The 20,275-nt window shown below is 35.8% G+C and carries 16 protein-coding genes and 4 pseudogenes; 9 read left to right on the forward strand and 11 right to left on the reverse strand.

Annotation, left to right across the window (positions count from 1 at the left end):
- The first annotated feature begins 8 nt into the window (after positions 1–8).
- The 3 genes from uxaC to H1D32_RS19480 all read left to right on the forward strand — a co-directional run bounded on the left by uxaC (position 9) and on the right by H1D32_RS19480 (position 3,145).
- A complete protein-coding gene (gene uxaC / locus H1D32_RS19470) occupies positions 9–1,412 on the forward strand; it encodes a glucuronate isomerase (RefSeq protein ID WP_261179884.1) in 1,404 nt (467 codons plus the stop codon).
- 394 nt (positions 1,413–1,806) lie between these two features.
- Positions 1,807–2,244, forward strand: coding sequence for a MarR family winged helix-turn-helix transcriptional regulator (locus H1D32_RS19475; protein ID WP_396126252.1), 438 nt, complete (start codon positions 1,807–1,809; stop codon positions 2,242–2,244).
- Positions 2,245–2,785: 541 nt separating this feature from the next.
- A complete protein-coding gene (locus H1D32_RS19480) occupies positions 2,786–3,145 on the forward strand; it encodes a tautomerase family protein (RefSeq protein WP_261179886.1) in 360 nt (119 codons plus the stop codon).
- 252 nt (positions 3,146–3,397) lie between these two features.
- Here the strand turns inward: H1D32_RS19480 and H1D32_RS19485 are convergent, their stop codons facing one another.
- Complete coding sequence (locus H1D32_RS19485; protein WP_261179887.1) at positions 3,398–5,068, reverse strand: CBS domain-containing protein; 1,671 nt, start codon at positions 5,066–5,068, stop codon at positions 3,398–3,400.
- Positions 5,008–6,006 carry a DHH family phosphoesterase gene (locus tag H1D32_RS19490; RefSeq protein WP_261179888.1) on the reverse strand — a complete coding sequence of 333 codons (999 nt, stop codon included), beginning with the start codon at positions 6,004–6,006 and terminating at the stop codon, positions 5,008–5,010. The genes H1D32_RS19485 and H1D32_RS19490 overlap by 61 nt, the downstream gene beginning before the upstream one ends.
- Before the next feature lie 437 nt (positions 6,007–6,443).
- Between H1D32_RS19490 and H1D32_RS19495 the strand changes: the two genes are divergently transcribed.
- Positions 6,444–6,752: a cupin domain-containing protein gene (locus tag H1D32_RS19495; RefSeq protein WP_261179889.1), complete on the forward strand. Its 309-nt coding sequence runs from the start codon at positions 6,444–6,446 to the stop codon at positions 6,750–6,752.
- A gap of 37 nt (positions 6,753–6,789) precedes the next feature.
- Here the strand turns inward: H1D32_RS19495 and pssA are convergent.
- A pseudogene (gene pssA, locus H1D32_RS19500) lies at positions 6,790–7,315 on the reverse strand (CDP-diacylglycerol--serine O-phosphatidyltransferase).
- A 196-nt stretch (positions 7,316–7,511) separates the two neighbouring features.
- Between pssA and H1D32_RS19505 the strand changes: the two are divergent.
- The 4 genes from H1D32_RS19505 (at position 7,512) to H1D32_RS19520 (ending at position 12,863) form a co-directional block, all read left to right on the forward strand.
- Positions 7,512–8,294, forward strand: a complete 783-nt coding sequence (locus tag H1D32_RS19505) for a phosphatidylserine decarboxylase (RefSeq protein ID WP_261179890.1) — start codon at positions 7,512–7,514, stop codon at positions 8,292–8,294.
- Between the two features lie 514 nt (positions 8,295–8,808).
- Entirely contained in the window at positions 8,809–9,942 is a 1,134-nt protein-coding gene (locus tag H1D32_RS19510) for a CdaR family transcriptional regulator (RefSeq protein ID WP_261179891.1), read from the forward strand.
- A 174-nt stretch (positions 9,943–10,116) separates the two neighbouring features.
- Positions 10,117–11,529 carry a glycolate oxidase subunit GlcD gene (gene glcD / locus H1D32_RS19515; protein WP_261180013.1) on the forward strand — a complete coding sequence of 471 codons (1,413 nt, stop codon included), beginning with the start codon at positions 10,117–10,119 and terminating at the stop codon, positions 11,527–11,529.
- Entirely contained in the window at positions 11,526–12,863 is a 1,338-nt protein-coding gene (locus H1D32_RS19520; protein ID WP_261179892.1) for a (Fe-S)-binding protein, read from the forward strand. Before glcD ends, H1D32_RS19520 begins: the two co-directional genes overlap by 4 nt.
- A 434-nt stretch (positions 12,864–13,297) precedes the next feature.
- Here H1D32_RS19520 and mnhG read toward each other — a convergent pair whose 3' ends face one another.
- The 7 genes and pseudogenes from mnhG to H1D32_RS19555 form a co-directional block, all read right to left on the reverse strand.
- Positions 13,298–13,663, reverse strand: a complete 366-nt coding sequence (mnhG, locus tag H1D32_RS19525; RefSeq protein ID WP_261179893.1) for a monovalent cation/H(+) antiporter subunit G — start codon at positions 13,661–13,663, stop codon at positions 13,298–13,300.
- The gene (locus H1D32_RS19530) at positions 13,644–13,925 is read right to left on the reverse strand and encodes a Na(+)/H(+) antiporter subunit F1 (RefSeq protein WP_261179894.1); all 282 of its coding nucleotides are present in this window, start codon (positions 13,923–13,925) and stop codon (positions 13,644–13,646) included. Before H1D32_RS19530 ends, mnhG begins: the two co-directional genes overlap by 20 nt.
- A pseudogene (locus tag H1D32_RS19535) lies at positions 13,925–14,400 on the reverse strand (Na+/H+ antiporter subunit E). Before H1D32_RS19535 ends, H1D32_RS19530 begins: the two are co-directional and overlap by 1 nt.
- Positions 14,401–14,405: 5 nt before the next feature.
- Positions 14,406–15,893, reverse strand: a pseudogene (locus H1D32_RS19540) (Na+/H+ antiporter subunit D).
- Positions 15,886–16,224 carry a Na(+)/H(+) antiporter subunit C gene (locus tag H1D32_RS19545; RefSeq protein ID WP_261179895.1) on the reverse strand — a complete coding sequence of 113 codons (339 nt, stop codon included), beginning with the start codon at positions 16,222–16,224 and terminating at the stop codon, positions 15,886–15,888. The pseudogene H1D32_RS19540 and the gene H1D32_RS19545 overlap by 8 nt, the downstream one beginning before the upstream one ends.
- A complete protein-coding gene (locus tag H1D32_RS19550; RefSeq protein WP_261179896.1) occupies positions 16,224–16,649 on the reverse strand; it encodes a Na(+)/H(+) antiporter subunit B in 426 nt (141 codons plus the stop codon). Before H1D32_RS19550 ends, H1D32_RS19545 begins: the two co-directional genes overlap by 1 nt.
- Positions 16,646–19,066, reverse strand: coding sequence for a Na+/H+ antiporter subunit A (locus tag H1D32_RS19555; RefSeq protein ID WP_261179897.1), 2,421 nt, complete (start codon positions 19,064–19,066; stop codon positions 16,646–16,648). The genes H1D32_RS19550 and H1D32_RS19555 overlap by 4 nt, the downstream gene beginning before the upstream one ends.
- A gap of 386 nt (positions 19,067–19,452) precedes the next feature.
- On the opposite strand from H1D32_RS19555, the gene H1D32_RS19560 reads away from it, so the two are divergent.
- Entirely contained in the window at positions 19,453–19,644 is a 192-nt protein-coding gene (locus H1D32_RS19560) for a hypothetical protein (RefSeq protein ID WP_261180019.1), read from the forward strand.
- A gap of 61 nt (positions 19,645–19,705) precedes the next feature.
- On the opposite strand, the pseudogene H1D32_RS19565 reads toward H1D32_RS19560, so the two are convergent.
- A pseudogene (locus H1D32_RS19565) lies at positions 19,706–19,834 on the reverse strand (sporulation histidine kinase inhibitor Sda); the annotation flags it as partial.
- Positions 19,835–20,275: the final 441 nt, after the last annotated feature.

Genomic DNA, 20,275 nt, shown 5'->3' on the forward strand with positions numbered 1-20,275 from the left:
GCAACTTCATGAAGCCGTTTATAAATGAAGATTTTATTTTACCAACAGAGGCATCGAGAATTTTATACCATGACTACGCAAAGCAAATGCCAATTTATGATTATCATTGTCACTTAAGCCCAAAGGAAATTGCAGAAAATAAATCATTTAAAAATATTTCAGAAATATGGCTTTCGGGTGACCATTATAAATGGAGAGCAATGAGAAGCTTAGGGATAGAAGAGGAATTGATTTCTGGTAATGGTTCTGACTATGATAAGTTCCAACGTTGGGCGAAAGCTGTACCAAATACGATTGGAAACCCGCTTTATCATTGGACTCATTTAGAATTAAAGCGTTATTTCAATACAGATTTATTACTAAGTGAAGATACAAGTGAGGAACTTTGGAATCACTGTAATGAGTTACTACAATCACCAGACTTTACTGCTCGAAAAATTATTGAAAGATCTAATGTAAAAGTTATCTGTACAACAGATGACCCTATAGACAACCTAGAATACCACAAAGTGATTAAAGAAGATGCAAACTTTGAAACAAAGGTGCTACCAACATTCCGCCCAGATAAAGCAGTTGAAATTGCAAGACCAGACTTTAATTCTTATGTGGATCAGCTTTCTGAAGTTACTGAAATTGAAATCAACACATTTGAGAATTTGTTAGCTGCAATTGATAATCGTGCACATTATTTTCATGAGTTGGGTTGTAGAGTTTCTGACCATGGTATTCAAACATTACCGTTTGAACAGTGTACTTTAGAGGAAGCGGCAGCCATTTTCCAAAAGGCGAGAACAGGTCTTTCAATCTCTGAATTAGAGGAAATGAAATACAAAACCTATACATTGTTGTTTCTTGGTAGACTTTATCATTCATTAGATTGGGCTATGCAATTACACATTGGCGCAATTCGTAATAACAATGAGAGAATGTTTTCTAAATTAGGGCCTGATACGGGGTTTGACTCTATTCATGACTTTTCATTAGCGAAACAATTAAATGGTTTCTTAAATGAATTAGACAAGGCTGACGAACTGCCAAAAACAATCATTTATACGTTAAACCCTGTTCACAACTACGTAATTGCAACTGCTTGCGGTAACTTCCAAAGTGGTGCAGGTAAGGGGAAAATTCAATTTGGATCTGGTTGGTGGTTTGTTGATCAAAAAGAAGGCATGCTAAACCAAATGACAGACCTGGCAAATCTAGGGTTACTTAGTACTTTTGTAGGGATGCTTACCGATTCAAGAAGTTTCCTCTCCTACACAAGACATGAATACTTCAGAAGAGTACTTTGCCAATTAATTGGTGGTTGGGTTGAAAACGGCGAAGCTCCAGCTGACTATAAGTTACTAGGTTCAATGGTTCAAGACATTTGTTATAACAATGCAAACCAGTATTTTCAAATTAAATAATCAATAACAAAGAGTAAATAAGATACTGTTCTCGTAATATTTGTTGCTTTTAGGTTGGGACAAATTTATTTGTCCCAATGGCTTATTTAAAAACTTCACGCAAGCGTGAAGAACCAAGTATTCGCTTGGTTACGACCTAAAAGCTAATAGCTGCAATTTTAGAAAAGAGCGTAATAAGAAGAATGTCTCTAGTTGAGTCATTCTTTTTGCTTATAAAAATGCCCTAGGTGATGTCTAAGTAAGCTCCATGTAGATAGAGTATTGCTAATAGCTGGAGCTGACCAAAGCGATTGCTTGACTCTTCAGGTCTGTATCAATATAGGTTGACATAGAAAATATAAATCAAGTATAATTATCTTGGTATCAAGATAATAAAAATAAAGGTATGATTATAATGAATCTAGAAGAAAATAATGTTTCATTAAAACTGTTTATTGTACTTTCAAGGGCAACTAGAGCTATTCACGACCTAGTAGAAGAGGATATCAGAACTTACGGACTTAATCCGACTGAATTTGCGGTCTTAGAATTGTTATATCATAAAGGTGATCAACCAATTCAGCAAATCGGCAAGAAGGTTCTTTTATCTAGTGGCAGTATAACTTATGTGGTCGACAAATTAGAAAAAAAGAATCTTTTGGTTAGGAAATCGTGTCCAAAAGATCGTCGTGTTACCTATGCGGTTATTACAGAAAATGGTACCGGACTAATGGATGATATTTTTCCTCGACATAAAGAGGCAATTGAGCTAATTTTTAGTGGGCTATCAGCTGATGAGAAGTCTGTTCTGATCGAACTCTTAAAAAAATTAGGCTACCACGCTAGATCGTAGTAGGAGAGCAAAGGTTCTTGGATCATTTCCAAGAATTTTTTTTGTAAAAGGCTGATTTCGTAAAGTTTGTTGCTTTCGTAAAAATCCCAGAAGCCGGATTTTTACACATTTATATTAAGATATCATTATTTATTTAGTAAGCATTGCTCATTTCTTACGAATTCTACTGGAGATTTCTTCATCTAAGGTGGTTTTTTCAATTATTTTAGGTTAAAAAGCCACAATGTTTACGAAAAGAGCTTTGTAAAAAAAGATATCTGATTAAGGGTATTAAGTTAGAAAGTGACCGGGAATCTGAAAAATTTTTTATAAATGTGATACATAACTAGAAAATGATGGTAAAATTAACATGATATTCAGAATTTTGAGTTTTATAAAGGCTCTTTTCGTCTACATTTTTTTTATTAATATTGAGAAGGAAAACATCTTTCATCATTAATAATTTGCTTATTTAGAAAAGATGTTTCAGGTTTATACTACTATCAAAGCAAGAAGCTATGGAAAACAGCCAAGTAAAAATTTAGAAAGGTGGATCAAAACTGTGCCACAAGTAATTATCCATAAGGTATTAACGAATGACCGTCAAAGAAATGGGAGATTAGCTGAAGCTGTTCGTAAAGTTGTTCTTGATGTCTTAGAAATCGATGAAACTTATGGTCAAGTAATTATTTATGAAGCACCTATGTATGACAGGAGTAACCATGAAAACGGGAAGTTAAACTTCGTTTTCGTAGAAATCACTATGTTAACAGGGAGATCAAAGGAGGCAAAACAGTTATTAGTCCAGAGAATCATAGAGCAAATTGAAAAGATTGAGGGAGTATCGAAAGCAGAAATTAATTGTGTCATCCATGAGATTGAGTCGGAAAATTATATAAAAGGTATGAGGGTAAGTACATAGAGAAGCTAACTCAAAGGTATTGTTCTTAAGAGGATATCTTTGAGTTAGCTTTTTTCTTATTGGTTCTTTTCATAAATATGTTGCTTAAATTGCTTGCAATCCCACTATCCTGTCGTAAGGAGGAAAAGATGCCCTGAGACCTTAATGTTTCAGGTTAATAACGATCCAATTTAAATACAATGCCAAAACAGCCTTCCTAAAAGTTACATGAAGGGTAAGCTTAGCTAGCCTAAACCTATCCTGGATTCAATACTAGCTCTTCTTAGTTAAATACTTATCTTTAACAAATTGCAAAGCATCTTCTTTTGTTAAGATCTCCTTGTTTAAATAAGAAGATTCAATTTCAAGTAAGATTTCCGTGTAAATAGGTCCAGCTTTGATATTCAAAGCCATTAAGTCGGTTCCATTAATAAGCCTTGGTAAAGAAACTCTCGTCATTAGATAAGCTTTAATTACTACTAACAATTCTTCTGGCAATTCTTTCAGGATGGAATAACAGATGATAGCATCTGTTTGGTATTTCCTCAATAATAAATGAATATCACCTAAATTGAATTTAGTAGAAATGTTCAGATCTTCAGAAACTAATTGGGTAATTTCATTTAGGATTTGCAATTGTTCATTATTCAGAGCTAATTCTCTTACCTCTTCAAGGCCTTTAGGTTTGTAATAAAATAAAATAGCTAAATAACAAATCCAATTCTGCTTTGTAGCGCAACTTTCGATTTGTGTTGAGAGTGTGACCTCATCAAAAAAGGATTTAAACTTCTTTAATAAGGTGACTGTTTGCTCATTACAACTGTTAGGCCCAACTAAGTAGTTAAGCACCCCTAATTCCTTTAAGCGGACAAGAGATTCTACTGGATGCTCTTCCATTAGTAATCTGCTCAATTCATGCCCAATTCTTGGCTTTGAAGTGGACGCAATTTTATCAACGGATATATGAGCTATTTCAATTGTTTGCTTGTCCATTTTAAATCCAAAGCGTTGTTCAAAACGAACAGCACGGAGTATTCTAGTCGGATCTTCAACAAAACTAAGATTATACAAAATCTTAATTTTTTTATTTTTAATATCGTGGTAGCCATGAAAAAAATCAATTAATTTACCAAAATAGTTGTTATTAATTTGTAGAGCCATTGCATTGATTGTAAAGTCTCTACGGAAAAGGTCTTCTCGTAAGCTTGACATTTCTACAGTTGGTAAAGCAGCTGGATAATCATAATATTCCGTACGTGCAGATGTAATGTCGATCTTTAACCCAGAGGGATGTTTCCAGGTAGCTGTACCAAATTTTTCATGAACTCGAACACTGCCCCCTATGGAAGTCGCTAATAATTTAGCAAAAGAAATACCGTCCCCTTTTACGACTATATCTATATCTTCATTTTTTCGACCTATGACTAAATCACGGACAATACCACCAATCATATATGCAGGATAATCTAATTGATCAGCCTTTTCCCCAATATCTCTTAAAAGATCTAGTAGCTGAGATGGCAATAACTTCTTCATCCTACCTAATAAGGAAATTTTAATCGGTGATTTTTTATTGATAACTTGACCAACCTTAATTTTTTCACCATGAAGCGCTTCGATAACGTTTGTTCTAGAGATAATCCCAACAATCTGATTGTTATCAATGACGGGAAGTCTTCCAACATTTTTTTCAATCATTAGATTTTGTACTTCTTCTATTGAGAGTCCAGAAGGAATGGTTGTAGGGTCTGTACTCATATATCCTTTTACTGGAGCATGACCGAGACCGTGGTGTTTTGCTTTATCGATATCTCTTCTTGAGATAATACCTACAAGATTCCCATTTTCCAGTACTGGAAACCCAGTATGTCCATAACGAAGCATCATTTTAGCAGCTTCTTCAATTGATGTTGCAGGAGATATAACTTTAACAGGACTTGACATAATATCTTTGCAGTTAAAGATGGCTTAACTAATTCAGGAATATGTTTTGTTACAGTGGCTAAAATTTCTTGAAAGTTTCCGTCTTTAATCATTGCTGAGGCAGCCTTCTGGTGTCCTCCCCCACCTAGTCGTTGGATAATTGGTAACACATCAATGCGATCAGATGTTGAACGTCCAACTATAAACGTTCGTTTCCCCATTTCTACAACAAAGATTAATGCATCTGTTCCTGTCATTTCTAAAGCCTTTCTAGCAAGAAGTGCTAAGCCACCTGTGTAATCTTTCTGCTGGTGATACGCGACAAGAATATCAACACCTTGAAAAAAATGCTCTTCACTCTGTTGAATCAATGAATAAAGCAGTTGTTGTTCCTCTTCCTGAAGTGGTGATACTGAAAATTTGGCAACAAGTTGCAGGTTAGCCCCACATTCTAATAGGTAGCTACCTACTTTTAAATCCCTTGGGGTCGTGTTTAAGTATGTAAAGGAACCAGTGTCAGTATAAAGACCGAGTGCAAAAATAGTAGCCTCAAATGAAGAAATTGGTATTTGCTTATTTTGAAGCTTTTCAACTAACAAAGTAATTGTAGCGCCCACCTGTTCGACGAGGCTTACTTTTGAAGAAACGTTACTACTATTTGGTTGATGATGGTCGTAGACAATAAACTCGACTTCTTCCTTATTAATATAGTTACTGACTTCTCCAATTCTTTGTAAGGAAGCAATGTCAACCAAAATAACTTCTGTCACAGTGTTCCAGGCAATTTGATTAGGATAATATAAATTAAAGGAATCTCTGTAGATTGCTAAAAAACGTTGGACCGATTTTCCTTGTTTTGTAGGTAATACTAGTTTTGCTTTTGGATAAAGTTTTTTTGCGGCGATCATAGAAGCAAATCCGTCAAAGTCTAAATTAATGTGCGATAAGATTACTTGCAAAAGCCCAAACCCCCAGTTTCCTGCTTAAAATACGATTTTATTAACGTAAGTTTACCAAATTGTAGAAAAAAATGGTAGCAATGCTGATTACTTTGAATGAGTTTTAATATTTGGCTGTTTTCGAAAATTTTGTTGCTTTTAGGTTGTATTTTGAGATTAAATAAGCTTTTTTAGGAAAAATTTACTTGCCCCAAAGGCTTATTAAATCTCAAAAGCTTTACGCCAAGCGTGAAGAACCAAGCATTCTCTTGATTACGACTTATAAGCTAATCGCAACAATCTTTTAGAAGAGATCGTAATATTTAAAGTCATATGTTACGAAAATAGTTTATTTAAGACTTTGTGACTGTTCTCACTGAAACAAATTAACAAACTGGTGTATTGTAAGGGTGTAAAATGATGAAACAATAAATCTACCTAAGAAAAGAGGCATACACATGAACGTTATTAATTACCCGAGCCTTTATGAAACACCTGTTTCAAAAAGAATGCTTCTCGAATTTGAACAGGGGATTGTCATGAACTTGCAATTGAAACAAGGAGAAAAAATTCCTCGTCACTTGGCTCCCTGCGAGGCAATTATTATCGTAAATGAGGGGGAAGTTTATTTCCGTAGCGGTGATAAAGAAGAAATACTAAAACCTGGTATTTTAGGGAAATTTGAAGTTGAAGATGATCACGAGTTTGAGGCCATTGAGAACTCAAGTATCGTCATCGTAAAAGTGAATGGAAAACCGAAGCAATAGAAAAAACTCCCAAATTGGGAGTTTTTTTATACTTTCCTTATTTGAATGTACTAATCATTAGTAACGATAAAATCAACGTTATGAACATAAATGCTGGTGCTGGGAGAGCTCCGGTTAGCAAAAAGCTAATTGTTAATAAACAACCACCTGCTGTAATAGGCAATCCAACAAAATACCCATGGTATTCTGATACATTGAATCTTGCTAATCGAATTGCTCCACAGGCAATAAAGATAATCGTAAAATAGCTCCAGGTGTACCAAAGTCATATAGTATGGCAGAATACAACAGTAAGGCAGGGGCAACACCGAATGAAATTAGATCACACAGTGAATCAAGTTGTTTCCCTAAATCAGAAGTAATATTGAGCTTCCTTGCGACTATACCATCAAAACGATCAAATACTGCAGCTAAACAATAAATAATAAACTAGTGTATAATTGCCCTTGTAGTACGAATATTATTGCAAAAGCTCCTAACCCTAAATTTAAGATGGTTAAAAGGTTAGCTGCTTGACTTCTCATTTTTTTAATTGTTTGATCAAGATGTTGAAGGATAAACAAAAACATCACTCCTTGTGATAAACTACCCATATGAGATAGAATATAAGCATTTTTTACTTTAAAAAATAATGGTATCATATTTATTATAAAGGTAGTAAACAATTATTGACAGACTTTTTTTTGTTTTAAACCATTAAAGTTATAAAATACCTATGAAAATAGCCGGTTAGTGCTTAAGGACATGGAGGAAAGCAAATTGAAAAAAGCAATTTATCAATCTTTTGTAGAATTATCAGGAAATCGTTTGAACTCATATTTATTAAAATCGTTTACAAAATCTAAAGCGAGTAAATTTATCAATAAATCTTTTGTAAAAGTTTATAACATTAACGAGGCAGAAATGGAAAAGCCTTTGCATCAATACGGCAGTTTGCAGGAATTGTTCGTTAGAAATTTAAAGGAGGATGCAAGGATTATTAACAAGGAGCCAAAAAGTATTGTCAGCCCAGTAGACGGGATAATGGCTAACGTTGGCCAGATAACGGAAAATTGTTCCTTTCATGTTAAAAATCAAGACTATAGCTTAGTTGAGATGCTTGGAAATAAAAATCGGGCTGAAAAATATAAAGAAGGGACTTATATCATTTTATACTTAAGTCCGAGTCATTATCATCGAATTCATACTCCAGTTTCAGGAACTGTAGTTGGAAAGTGGGCATTAGGTAATAAATCATATCCAGTAAATGAGTTAGGTTTGCAGCTTGGAAAACGTCCTTTGTCCAAAAATTATCGCATAATTACTGAGATTCGTATGGAAAACGGGAAACACTATTCGTTAGTTAAGGTTGGAGCGATGAATGTTAATAGTATTCACCCAACGTTCAAAGGAGATAACGTGAGAAAAGGTGAAGAAATTGGATATTTTTCCTTTGGTTCAACAGTAGTACTATTATTTGAGAAAGGTACCATTCACTTAGATGATTCTTTAACGGTACCGATGGATGTACAAGTAGGTTTGAAAATCGGAACATTTAACTAAATAGTTAGAACGAAATAAGCTAGAATATGAATGTTTTTTGTTCAAAGATAAGAAATTATATGCGTTTTTAGTACTTGGTGTCAAGCTTCAAGCGCCATCTGCTCCTGCGGTTACTCGTCGCAAAGGTGCGATGGAGTTGATTCGAGGATGGTCTTGGCTCGAGGTCAAATAACCTGCCAGATATAAAAGTGAAAATCGCACTTTTAATCTGACAGAACATTTGCTTGTCGCCGATAGGCGGGCGCCTTGCGCTTTTGTTCCAATGGCGTCTGTTGGAACGAAATAAGCGATTAAATAGAATGTTATTTGTTCCAACAAAGGGTTTGAAAAATCGCCATGGTTTTTCAAACCCTTTAATGTAATACTTTTTATAAACTGCTAATGAATTTTATGAATATGTAGTTGCGTAAAAAAACATTGATATAGCTCTGCTATGTAATTTCAATATGGTATCCCTTGTAAAGATAGGGCTTAAGTAGACAGCGAACATATCAAAAGGAAAGGCGGGAATAGGGTGAAGTTACTTTCAGGATTGGCACAAAGAATTGTTAATGAAGTAACACATATTTTAGCTGAAGAGGTCATTGTAGTGGATCATACCGGTATCATCATTGCTGGTAGTGATCATAATCGAGTAGGAAGTTTTCATGAAGGTGCCTTAATAGCTGTTAAAAATAAAGGTAAGATTGTTATTTCAAAAGAGGATGTTAATCATCTTAGAGGTGTAAAAGCAGGCATAAATTTACCGATAATTTTTCATAACAAAGCAATTGGTGTAATTGGGATTACTGGAGAGCCTAGTAAGGTTAATCAGTTTGGTGAACTTATCCAAAGAATGACGGAACTTATCATCCAAGAAGCGCATTCTCATGAGAAGCTAGAATCGAAATACAGAGGTCTTGAAACCTACGTTTATGAATGGCTACACTTGCAGCATATAGACGAAGATTTTAGAGAACGAGGAGAAATTTTAGGGATTTCTATGGATATTCCCCGGTGCTGTGCTCTACTTGAGATTGCTCAACTTGAAAATAAAATGCAAGAAAATCAAATGATCGAAAGGGAAGCCATTGAAATCTTAAGAGAGTTTTTTCCAGGGGATTCTCAAGATGTGCTTGTTCAATGGGGAAGCGGGCGTTTTGTCTTACTGAAAGCGATCACTAGTACAAATCTCGAAGATAGTGTGATTGCACCATTGAAAATCGCTCAACGTACGATAAAAGAAGTTTATGGGATATCTCTCAATATCGGGATCGGAACTAGGGTTGAAGTACCAGAAAAGCTTCATTGTACCTATAATCATGCAAAAAAGGCGTTACGAGTGGCCAAAAAAAGTGGCTCTTTTATTAATTATGACGATTTAACTCTGGATGTTGCTTTAGCAGAAATTACTGATGAAACTAGAAAAGAAGTGGTTGATAAGGTATTGGGTATTCTCTTAAAGGAAGTTGAACTATTAGAAACCTTGGAGGCTTATCTAGAGAGTAATCTTTCAATTAAAGAGACCTCAAAACAACTTCATATTCATATCAATACTCTCCATTATCGCTTAAAACGGATTTACGAATTGACAGGATATTCCTTAAAAGAAACAGAAAATTTGGTTATGTATTACATTGCTCTCTCTTTTTGGAAAGAGGTTAGATAATAATACAAAAAAAACTAGATATTCGTCTTTATCTTTGTGTTAAAAACTATAGAAGAAAGCGCTTTATAAAATTATAATAAAGTTACGAATTACTCATATCGTTATCTATATGTAACTTTTTCGGGGATGTATAGTGATTTGCTATAGTTTCTAACCATAGGGGGATGAATGAAAATGATTAGTCAAGACGCAAAGAAAAAATTACAAGCGATCGTAGGGGAAGAAAATTACCTTGACTCAAAACAAAGTTTGGTTGCCTATTCTTATGATGCAACGCCTAATTACCAAGCACTTCCAGATGCTGTAATTAAACCTAGAAATACGCAGGATGTATCTGAAATCGTAAAAGTTTGTAATGAGTATAAAATTCCAATCGTACCACGTGGAAACGCAACGAACCTTTGTGCTGGGACATGCCCTCTAGAAGGTGGAATCGTAATGATTTTTACACTTATGAACCAACTTCTAGAACTTGATGAAGAAAACTTAACAGTTACAGTCCAACCGGGACTAATAACGTTAGATATGATTAATGCAGTTGAAGCAAAAGGTTTATTTTATCCACCAGATCCAAGCTCGATGAAAATTTCAACAATTGCTGGAAACATCAATGAGGGTTCAGGTGGCTTACGTGGCTTAAAATATGGTGTTACTCGTGATTACGTGATTGCCTTAGAGGTTGTATTACCGAATGGAAATATTATTCGTACCGGTGGAAAGCTTGCAAAAGATGTAGCAGGTTACGATTTTACTAGATTAATGGTTGGTTCTGAGGGGACGTTAGGTGTAATTACAGAAGCGACATTAAAACTAATTCCAAAGCCAGAAACAAAAAAAACAATGCTAGCGCTTTATGATAGTCTTGAGGCTGCTGGCCGTACCGTTTCGAAAATAATTGCAAATAAAATTATTCCTACAACACTAGAATTTTTAGATCAACCAACCATCCGCGTAGTAGAAGACTTTGCAAAAATCGGCTTACCAACCGACGTAGGTGCAGTTTTACTTATTGAACAAGATGGACCGCTAGAAGTAGTAGAAAGAGATATTAAGAGAATGGCGGAAATCTGTCAAGAAGAAAACGCCTTATCAGTACAAATTGCTCAAACTGACGAAGAAGGAACAGCTTTAACTACTGCTAGACGTTCGGCGCTATCAGCTTTAGCTAGACTGAAGCCAACTACAATATTAGAAGATGCAACAGTGCCTCGTTCTAAAATTGCTGAAATGGTTCGTGAAATTGAAATAATTGCAAAGCGAAATAATGTACAAATCTGTACTTTTGGACACGCTGGGGATGGAAACCTACACCCAACTTGTATGACTGACGCACGAGATAAAGACGAAATGCACCGTGTTGAAATTGCTTTTGAAGAAATCTTTGAAAAAGCTATTCAATTAGGTGGAACGATCACAGGCGAACATGGTGTTGGCGTTATGAAATCACCTTACCTAGCTTGGAAGCTAGGAGAAGAAGGTGTAGAAGCTATGAAAACTTTAAAAATGGCTTTCGACCCAAACAATATTATGAACCCTGGAAAAATGTTTGCAAAAGAATCGCGTAAACGGGTGGTGGTTAATCGATGAGCAATGCAACTGAAAAAAGACAACAAGAATTAGCCATCGATATGAAGGAAGGTATGGATTACGATGAGCTAATCAATTGTATGAGATGTGGCTTCTGTTTACCAGCCTGTCCAACGTACCGAGAGTCAGGCGGTAATGAAGCTGCTTCTCCGCGTGGAAGAATCGCTTTAATGAAAGCCGTTGTTGATGGAATTATGGAACCCGATGAGGATTTTGAAAAACAACTTAGTCAATGTTTAGGCTGCCGCGCATGTGAACCAGCTTGTCCTTCTGGAATGAAATACGGCTTTTTATTAGAAGATGCTCGTGATATTATCCAAAGAAAGAAAAAGCATAGTATGCCTGTTAAAATGCTTCGCAATGTTGTTTTCAACGAACTCTTCCCGAAACCAAATCGGATGAGGATGATTAGTAGCTTACTTTGGTTTTACCAAACAACTGGTATTCAAAAAATCGCTCAAGCTACACATTTAACGAAAATTGCACCAGGCAACTTATCACAAATAGAGCGCGTGTTACCAAAAGTTCCATCACCTAGTAAGATGAATAACCGCCCAACGCATGTTAAAGCAGAAGGCGTAGTTAAAAAGAAGGTTGCTTTTTTCTCAGGCTGTTTAATGGATACAATGTTTATGGACACAAATGACTCAACATTGTTTATCTTAAGCAAATCCAATTGTGAAATTGTTATTCCTAAAAAGCAAAACTGTTGTGGAGCTTTACATGCCCATAGTGGTGAAAAAGACGGCGCTAAACAATTAGCGAAAGAAAATATCCTTGCCTTTGAAAAAGTTGAAGCAGACTATATTATTTCTAATGCTGGTGGTTGTGGAGCACTTTTGGTTGATTATGGACACCTTTTAAAGGATGATCCAGAGTGGTCTGAACGTGCAAAGGCATTCTCTGCTAAAATTAAAGATATCTCGGAGGTATTGCTTGAAGTTGGTATGCCGAGAATGGTCTTAGAACCACAAGTAGTTACGTACCAAGATTCTTGTCATTTACGTAATGTAATGGGTACATTCAGTGCTCCACGTAAGTTACTTCAATCGATAGAGGGGGTAACATTTACTGAAATGAAGGATGCTGATCGTTGCTGTGGATCTGCAGGTGTCTATAACATTATTGAGCAAGAAATGTCGATGCAGATATTAGATGTAAAAATGGAAGATGCAAAGGCAACAAAAGCAAGGACCCTTGTCACAGCCAATCCAGGTTGCTTACTGCAAATGAAACTTGGAATTGAGCGTGCTGGCTTGCAAAAGGATGTACGAGGCGTTCACATCGTCGACCTTTTAGCAGAAGCAGTAAGGAAAGCAGAAGGACAGTCTTAATAGGTAATGGTAAAGCATTTACCCTAAATAAATAACATGTTGATTAGAAGATTAATTCTTAGGAGTTAATCTTCTTTTTTGTTTAAATCCGGTCACTAATAGTGCTGATTAGTGCTTTGATCTGTAAAAAAATTGTAAAATCCAGACACTAATAGCGCTGATTAGAGTCTTGATCTGTAAGAAACTGTAAAACTCGGTCACTTATAGTGCTGATTAGTGCTTTGATCTGTAAGAAACTGTAAAATTAGGTCGCTAATAGCGGTGATTAGAGTCTTGATCTGTAAGAAACTGTAAAACTTAGGCGCTAATAGCGTCAATGATTGGACCTACAAAAGCATGGCAATAGATCAAACTACATTAAACCAAAAAAGATGAGGTGCAATATGCGCACCTCATCTTAAATCTTTTATCAACATTCTACTTCTGCTCTAGCATTATGACCTAGCCTTTTTTCCTTTGACCTTTTTATTTTCAAAAGCCTTCTGTAAATCGTCTTGGACACTCTTCTCCCAAAGCTTGACTCCGGTATTGTAAGCAGATCTTGAAACCATGAAGCCAGCCACAGGGGCAGTTATGAACACGAAGACAATCGTTAACAGAACCTTTCCACTGAATAGGCCTTCGACAAAATGAAAATAAATGAAGACGGCAAGCATGATACTAATGACACCTAATGTGGCACTTTTAGTTGCCGCATGAAGGCGTCCATACACGTCTGGGAACCTTAGAATCCCAATCGAGCCTAAAAGGCTTAAAAAGGCTCCTAGAAGCACGAAGGCACTAATTACGATCTCGGTCAAAGATCACACCTCCTTCAATGAATTTTGCTAAAGCAATTGTCCCAATGAACGCAAGGATTGCAATAACAAGGATAACCTCAGCGTATGCTATTGTATTTTGGATAACCATGATAATCCCAATAATTCCAATCAGGGTAATTCCAATTGTATCGAGTGCCACTACTCGGTCAGACATAGTTGGCCCTTTTATAATACGAATAAAGCAAACGACTATTGCCATTGACATTACGATTAGAGCTATGTTTAGAGATATATTTAGCATTATTCAGTCACCTCCATGATCGCTCGTTCAAACGTGTTGTGAATTTGTTTGATCATTGCATCTTTATCAGGGACATGAATGGAATGCACGTAAATTGTCTTTCCATCTTCTGAAAAATACATAGATACGGTTCCAGGAGTTAGTGATATTAAGCTAGCAAGTAACGTTACTTCCCAATCCGTTTTCAATGTGGTTGGAACTGCTATTATTCCAGGTTGAATATCTAGCTTTGGGCTAAGTACAATCTTAGCAACATCAATATTTGCTAGAACTAACTCCCATAAGAACAATAAGATAAGCTTGATAATCGCGATAACTCGACGGAAGTAAAAGTCGAAATGTAAAAATCGTCTTAATACATAGAGGAGTGCTATTCCGACCACATACCCAATGAAAACTCGATAGGGGAGAAATCGTTTCTAAGTAGCATCCAAATTATCGCTAAACCAATATTTAATAAGATTTGAAACGCCATGGCAACTACTCCTTATTAAGTACAGAATTAATATAAAATGATGGGTCTAGGATTTGGTCAGCTACTACCAAAGAAAATTGGAAAATAGGCTCCGCAGCTAATCCTAAAATAATTGATAAGAAGACTAAAGGTACGATTGGTAGTAATAATTTGCCAACCTTTCTTTGTTTCGCTTCCTCATTTGTAAGCTTTTGCTCTCCCCAAAAGGCATATATAAAGATTTTCATCATTGAGAATAGTGTAAGTAACCCAACGACTAATGAAACTGCGACGATAATGTAACGGCCTTCTTGAATACCTGACAATATTAACGCGAACTTACTGAAAAAGCCACTTAATGGTGGAATTCCCGCTAGTGAAATTGCAGCAATGAAGAAGAACCAACCTAAATATGGATGAGTTTTTAACAATCCACCCATTTTCTTTAAATCTGTTGTTCCGGTTATCTTTTGGGTAGCCCCCGCAAATAAGAATAACGCAGACTTTACGATAATATGGTGGGCAATGTAGAAAATAGTTCCAGCAATAGCCAAACGTGTGAAGATACCTAAGCCCATAACCATATATCCGACCTGACTGATAATATGGAAGGAAAGAATCCGTTTAAAGTCAAATTGCGAAACGGCCCCGAGTACCCCAAAGAACATTGTTGCTCCTGCTAAAATTAGAATGATATTATGCGTAAACCCAGGGTCGTGATAGAAAATTAATGTAAAGGTTCGAATGATCGCGTAGATCCCGACTTTTGTTAACAATCCACCAAAGAGAGCTGCAATAGCTGCAGGTGGACCAAAGTAAGATTTAGGGAGCCAAAATAAAGTGGAAATAAAGCTCCTTTCATACCAAAAACGATTAAAAATAAAATCGCAATAACATTTAAAACACCTTGTTGCTCAAGCTCAGCTACTTTAACTGAAATATCAGCCATATTTAGTGTGCCAGTAATACCGTATATATAAGCTACACCAACAATAAATAATCCTGAAGCGAAGATGTTTATGATTACATATTTTATTGATTCACGTAGTTGGTATTTCGTACCACCATGAACAATTAAAATATACGAAGAGAGAAGCATTACTTCAAAAAATACAAATAAGTTAAATAAATCTCCTGTTAAAAACGCTCCGTTAACGCCAGTTAATAAGAAGAAGTAAAAAGGAAAAAAGTAACCCTTTTGTCTTTCTTCACTTAATGTTTGAAAACCAAAAAATAAACATGCGACCCCAACAACACTAGCAAGAATAACCATCAATGTAGCAAACAAGTCAGCGACTAAAAACAATTCCAAACGGCGCTGGCCAATTTCCTAGTTCAAGTGTATAAATCCCCTCATAATAGACGAGATGGGCTAGGTACAACGCAATCCCTAAAAGGGCAAAGACAGTTATTCCACTGATTACACGTTGTACCTTTAAATTTTTAGCGAACAATATTAAGACTACGCCTACGATTAACGGTAAAAGTATCGGTAGAATGACTAAGTTATTCATCAGCACTTCCCCTTAATTGATCTAAATCATCTGTATTGTGAACTTTGTATGTGCGATAAGCAATTACAAGTAAAAATGCAGTCACACCAAAGCTGATTACAATGGCTGTTAAAATTAACGCCTGTGGTAATGGGTCAGCATAAGTTACCGCTTCTTGCCCTAGTAATGGAGGTGCACCATCATTAAATCCTGCTAATGTTAACAGAAGAAGGTGAGCCCCATGACTAAGTAGAACAATACCGATAACGACTCGTAAAAGACTTTTCGTTAAAATTAAATACGTACTAACAGTGAAGATAACCCCAATTGTTAAAATCATTAAAATTTCCATTATGCATCATCCTCCGCTATTGATAAGATGGAGAGTAACGCTACCCCAACAACAACAAGGTATACCCCTAAATCAAACGGTAACGCAGTTGTTAAATGAAGCTTGCCTAACACAGGAACAGTCACATACCGATCAAATTGAGTTAAAAATGGAAACCCTCCAAGCATTGAAGCGACACCTGTACCAATTGCAATTAACAAACCAACACCAATCATTGTTGTATAGTTAAATGGAATTACTTGTTTTATTGTTTTTACATCAAAGGCAACATATAAAAGCAGTAAAGCAGCTGCCGTCATTAGCCCACCAATAAAGCCACCACCAGGATTGTTATGTCCTGCAAAAAACAGGAATACAGAGAAGGCAAGAATGATAAAGACGACAATTCTTGTAACTGTATGGAGCATCAGTAGGTTCTTTCTCATACGTCCTCACTCCCTGTCATGCGTAATCTAATTAGGACAACAATAGCTAGAGCTGCGATAGCTAATACTACTATTTCTAACATCGTATCAACTCCACGGAAATCAACCAAGATGACATTTACGATATTTTTCCCTGCAGCTAGTTCATAAGCATTTTGAACATAGTAATCAGATATTGATTGAATTGGATGAGAATAGCTCATCGCATGAACACTTAACGCTGTTAGTGTCACGACAAGACCAACACCAATAGATACGACTAAGTTGGTTAATCTAAAGCGTGGTGTAAACTTTTCTTTTCTGAGTTCTGGTAAATGGTAGAACGCAAGTAAGAAAAGAACAACCATAACTGTTTCAACTAATAATTGAGTTAATGCTAAGTCTGGGGCACGGAACACAACAAACAATAATGCAACGATAAAGCCCAGAACTCCTGTTGCAACAATAGCGGTTACCCGATGTGATATAAACGGTAACGCAACAGTAGTCGCAAGTAAAACAAAGATAATAACGAAAATATAAGGTGGTATTTCTGCCACGTTATTCAAATCAATCGCAAATGTATTATATTTCACCATTGTGTAGCCCATAAGACCAACGATGAATACTGACATAAATACAAAATAATCTCTTAGTAAGCCAGTCATTTGCATGTTTGTTATTTTTAAAGAACCAGATACTAGACCAACAAGGCCTTTGTCGTACACCTGATTTAGCGGATCTCTTTCTCTTAAGAAGAAAGTTGTTTCGGCAAATTTCTTCAGGTTTAAGAAAACTAGAGCACCGAAGATAACGACACCAATTGTCATAAATAGCTCGGTATTAAATCCATGCCAATGATAAATGTTTACATAAAAACGTTCTCCCTCAGCTAAGACTCCCGGTAAAATTGCCGCCATTGTTGGCTCAATAATTGAGTAAGCAAGGAGGTTTGGAAATAAACCAAAAATAACGACTAATGAAGCAAGGATAATTGGTGGAATTAACAACCCAATTGGTGCTTCATGAACTTCTTTTTCTAGTTTCTCTGGTTTAAAGTTTCCTAAGAAGGTACGCACGAACATGAGCATACAATATGCAAAGGTAAAGATACTCGCAATCCATGCAACAATAGGAAAGATGAGACCTAAGGTTTGCATATTAAAAATGTCTAATGTTGTAGCATTAACGGCTGCAGTAAAGAACATTTCTTTACTTAAGAAGCCATTAAACGGTGGAACACCAGCCATGGAAAGTGTACCAATTAAGGCAACAGTGAAAGTAATCGGCATGATGGTCATCAACCCACCGAGTTTACGAATATCTCTAGTCCCAGTTTCATGGTCGACGATCCCGACAATCATAAACAAGCTACCTTTAAACGTTGCATGATTAATAAGATGGAAGACAGCTGCTAATGTTGCAGTGTAATATAAAGTACCTACTACAGCTACGTCATAATGAAAGGCAGCAGAACCTAAGCCAAGCAATGCCATAATTAACCCTAGTTGGCTTATCGTTGAAAAGGCTAAAATAGCTTTTAAATCCTTTTGTCTTATTGCAGAAACTGAACCCCATAATAACGTAACAATCCCAAATCCTGAGACGATCCAAAACCACTCGGGTGCTGCACCGAAAACAGGTGTTAAACGAGCTACTAAATATATCCCAGCTTTAACCATTGTCGCAGAGTGAAGATACGCACTTACTGGTGTTGGTGCTTCCATTGCATCTGGTAACCAGATGTGGAACGGAAATTGTGCCGATTTTGTAAATGCGCCTACTAGTACACAAAGCATTGCAGGAATGAAAAGTGGATTCGTAATAATCACATCGGCTTGGGCGATTATTTCCCGGATACTAAATGTATTTGTCATTACAAAAATTAGTGAAAATCCAGCTAGCATAGTAAGTCCACCAGCTACGGTAATTAACATCGACTTTTGTGCCCCATATCTTGAACGTTCTTTATGGAACCAGTAGGCGATTAATAACGCTGATGATAAACTAGTGATTTCCCAAAAAATGTACAGTGTCATGAGGTTATCAGACATGACAACTCCAAGCATGGCCCCCATGAACATTAGTAAATAGACGTAAAAGTTATTTAGCGCCTCTTTTTGCTTGTTGTATAAATAGTAGATGGAATACAGTACAACCAAAGTACCAATCCCAGTAATCAAGAGCCCAAACAATAGGCTCAAGCCGTCTAAGTAAACGTCAAAATTAATTCCTAATGACGGAACCCAAGACAGTGGATAATAGATCGTTTCACCTCGTGAAATAGTAGGAAGAAACTGAATTAAATAGATAAACAATGTTAAAGGAAGGATCATAACAAACCAACCAGTATGTACTTGACGAATGTACTTGTATAAAAAAGGAACAAGTAAGGCCAAGATAAATGGTGCTAAAATAACGAGATGTAACAACGACAAATGATTTACCCCCTATTCTTAATAATTAAAAAAACAATTAATTGCTGCTTAAACTGTTGCACTACAACTCCGCACTAAGACCATTAAAATTATATACTAAAATTTATTCTCGTGCATCCTCCTTCAAGTTAGCGTTTCACGTTAGTAAAAAAATTATTAAATAAGAAGAAACTAAGGGGATTATTTGAAAAAATATTTTTTATGAACAATAAAAAACTATAAATTTAGAATTTTTTTAATAATAAGGAAAAGCGCCACGAAGTAACTATATGTAATTGACATGGCTTGATTTAAGTAACTTTGGAATTTACAAATGAAAATCGTATGTATATATTTCCTGAAATATCATCATCCTTATAACAAATGGAAATAAAGGGTGAGTAGCGATGATGAAAAAAGCAATAGTCGCTTTAGGAATATTTAGTATCCTATTTGTAGTTGCTTGGTGGGCAAACGAATTGAATGAGCAAAGATATTATATAGATGAACAAAGTGAACAATTCCAAGGCCTTATGGTAGATGAAGAACAAAGAACCGAAAGATTTCGTCCAAGAGAATATATAAAAATAAAAAGGTGAGCTTTATGCTCACCTTTTCTCTGTCTTTATCTATGTTTGAACTGAACGAATTAGGAAGTTTTTTGATTTTGTCTAGCAAGGATCTTCGTTCGATTTCTTCCTTGATTAACATAATAAAATCTGTACTTAGCTTTAATTCAAGTGCTTTATAATATGTTTCAACTAAAAGATCATCAGATAAGCTTTTCATTGTAGCCTGCGTTATCCGCAGTTCACCTCCAGTATTGAAATTCTTTTGTCATGTATATAATCTTGGTTTCATATAGTAGTAAGTTGTGATTAAGTAAATTCTAACATGTCCTAGAAAATGGAACAACCGTTCGAATTATCCACACAAACCTGTGGGTAAGGTGTTAATAACCTGTTTGTAAATGAAGGAAAACCCTGGAAATTAAGTGTGGATTTGTGTATAAACATATCCACATCTGTAGTTTGGTGGAAAAATTTGTCGAAAAGTTTTTGTACTATTTTAAAAACTGTTACGAAATACGCCATAATTTTTTTAAGAGAATAAGATTGAAACATTGGACAGTATTGGATTATAATAGTTATTTACCATAATGGGTGAATAGTAGGAAATTCTGAAATACTTGGAATTATTGAGAGACTGGGGTTAAATGACTTTTTTATA

The sequence above is a fragment of the Anaerobacillus sp. CMMVII genome (assembly GCF_025377685.1).
Lineage (GTDB): Bacteria > Bacillota > Bacilli > Bacillales > Anaerobacillaceae > Anaerobacillus.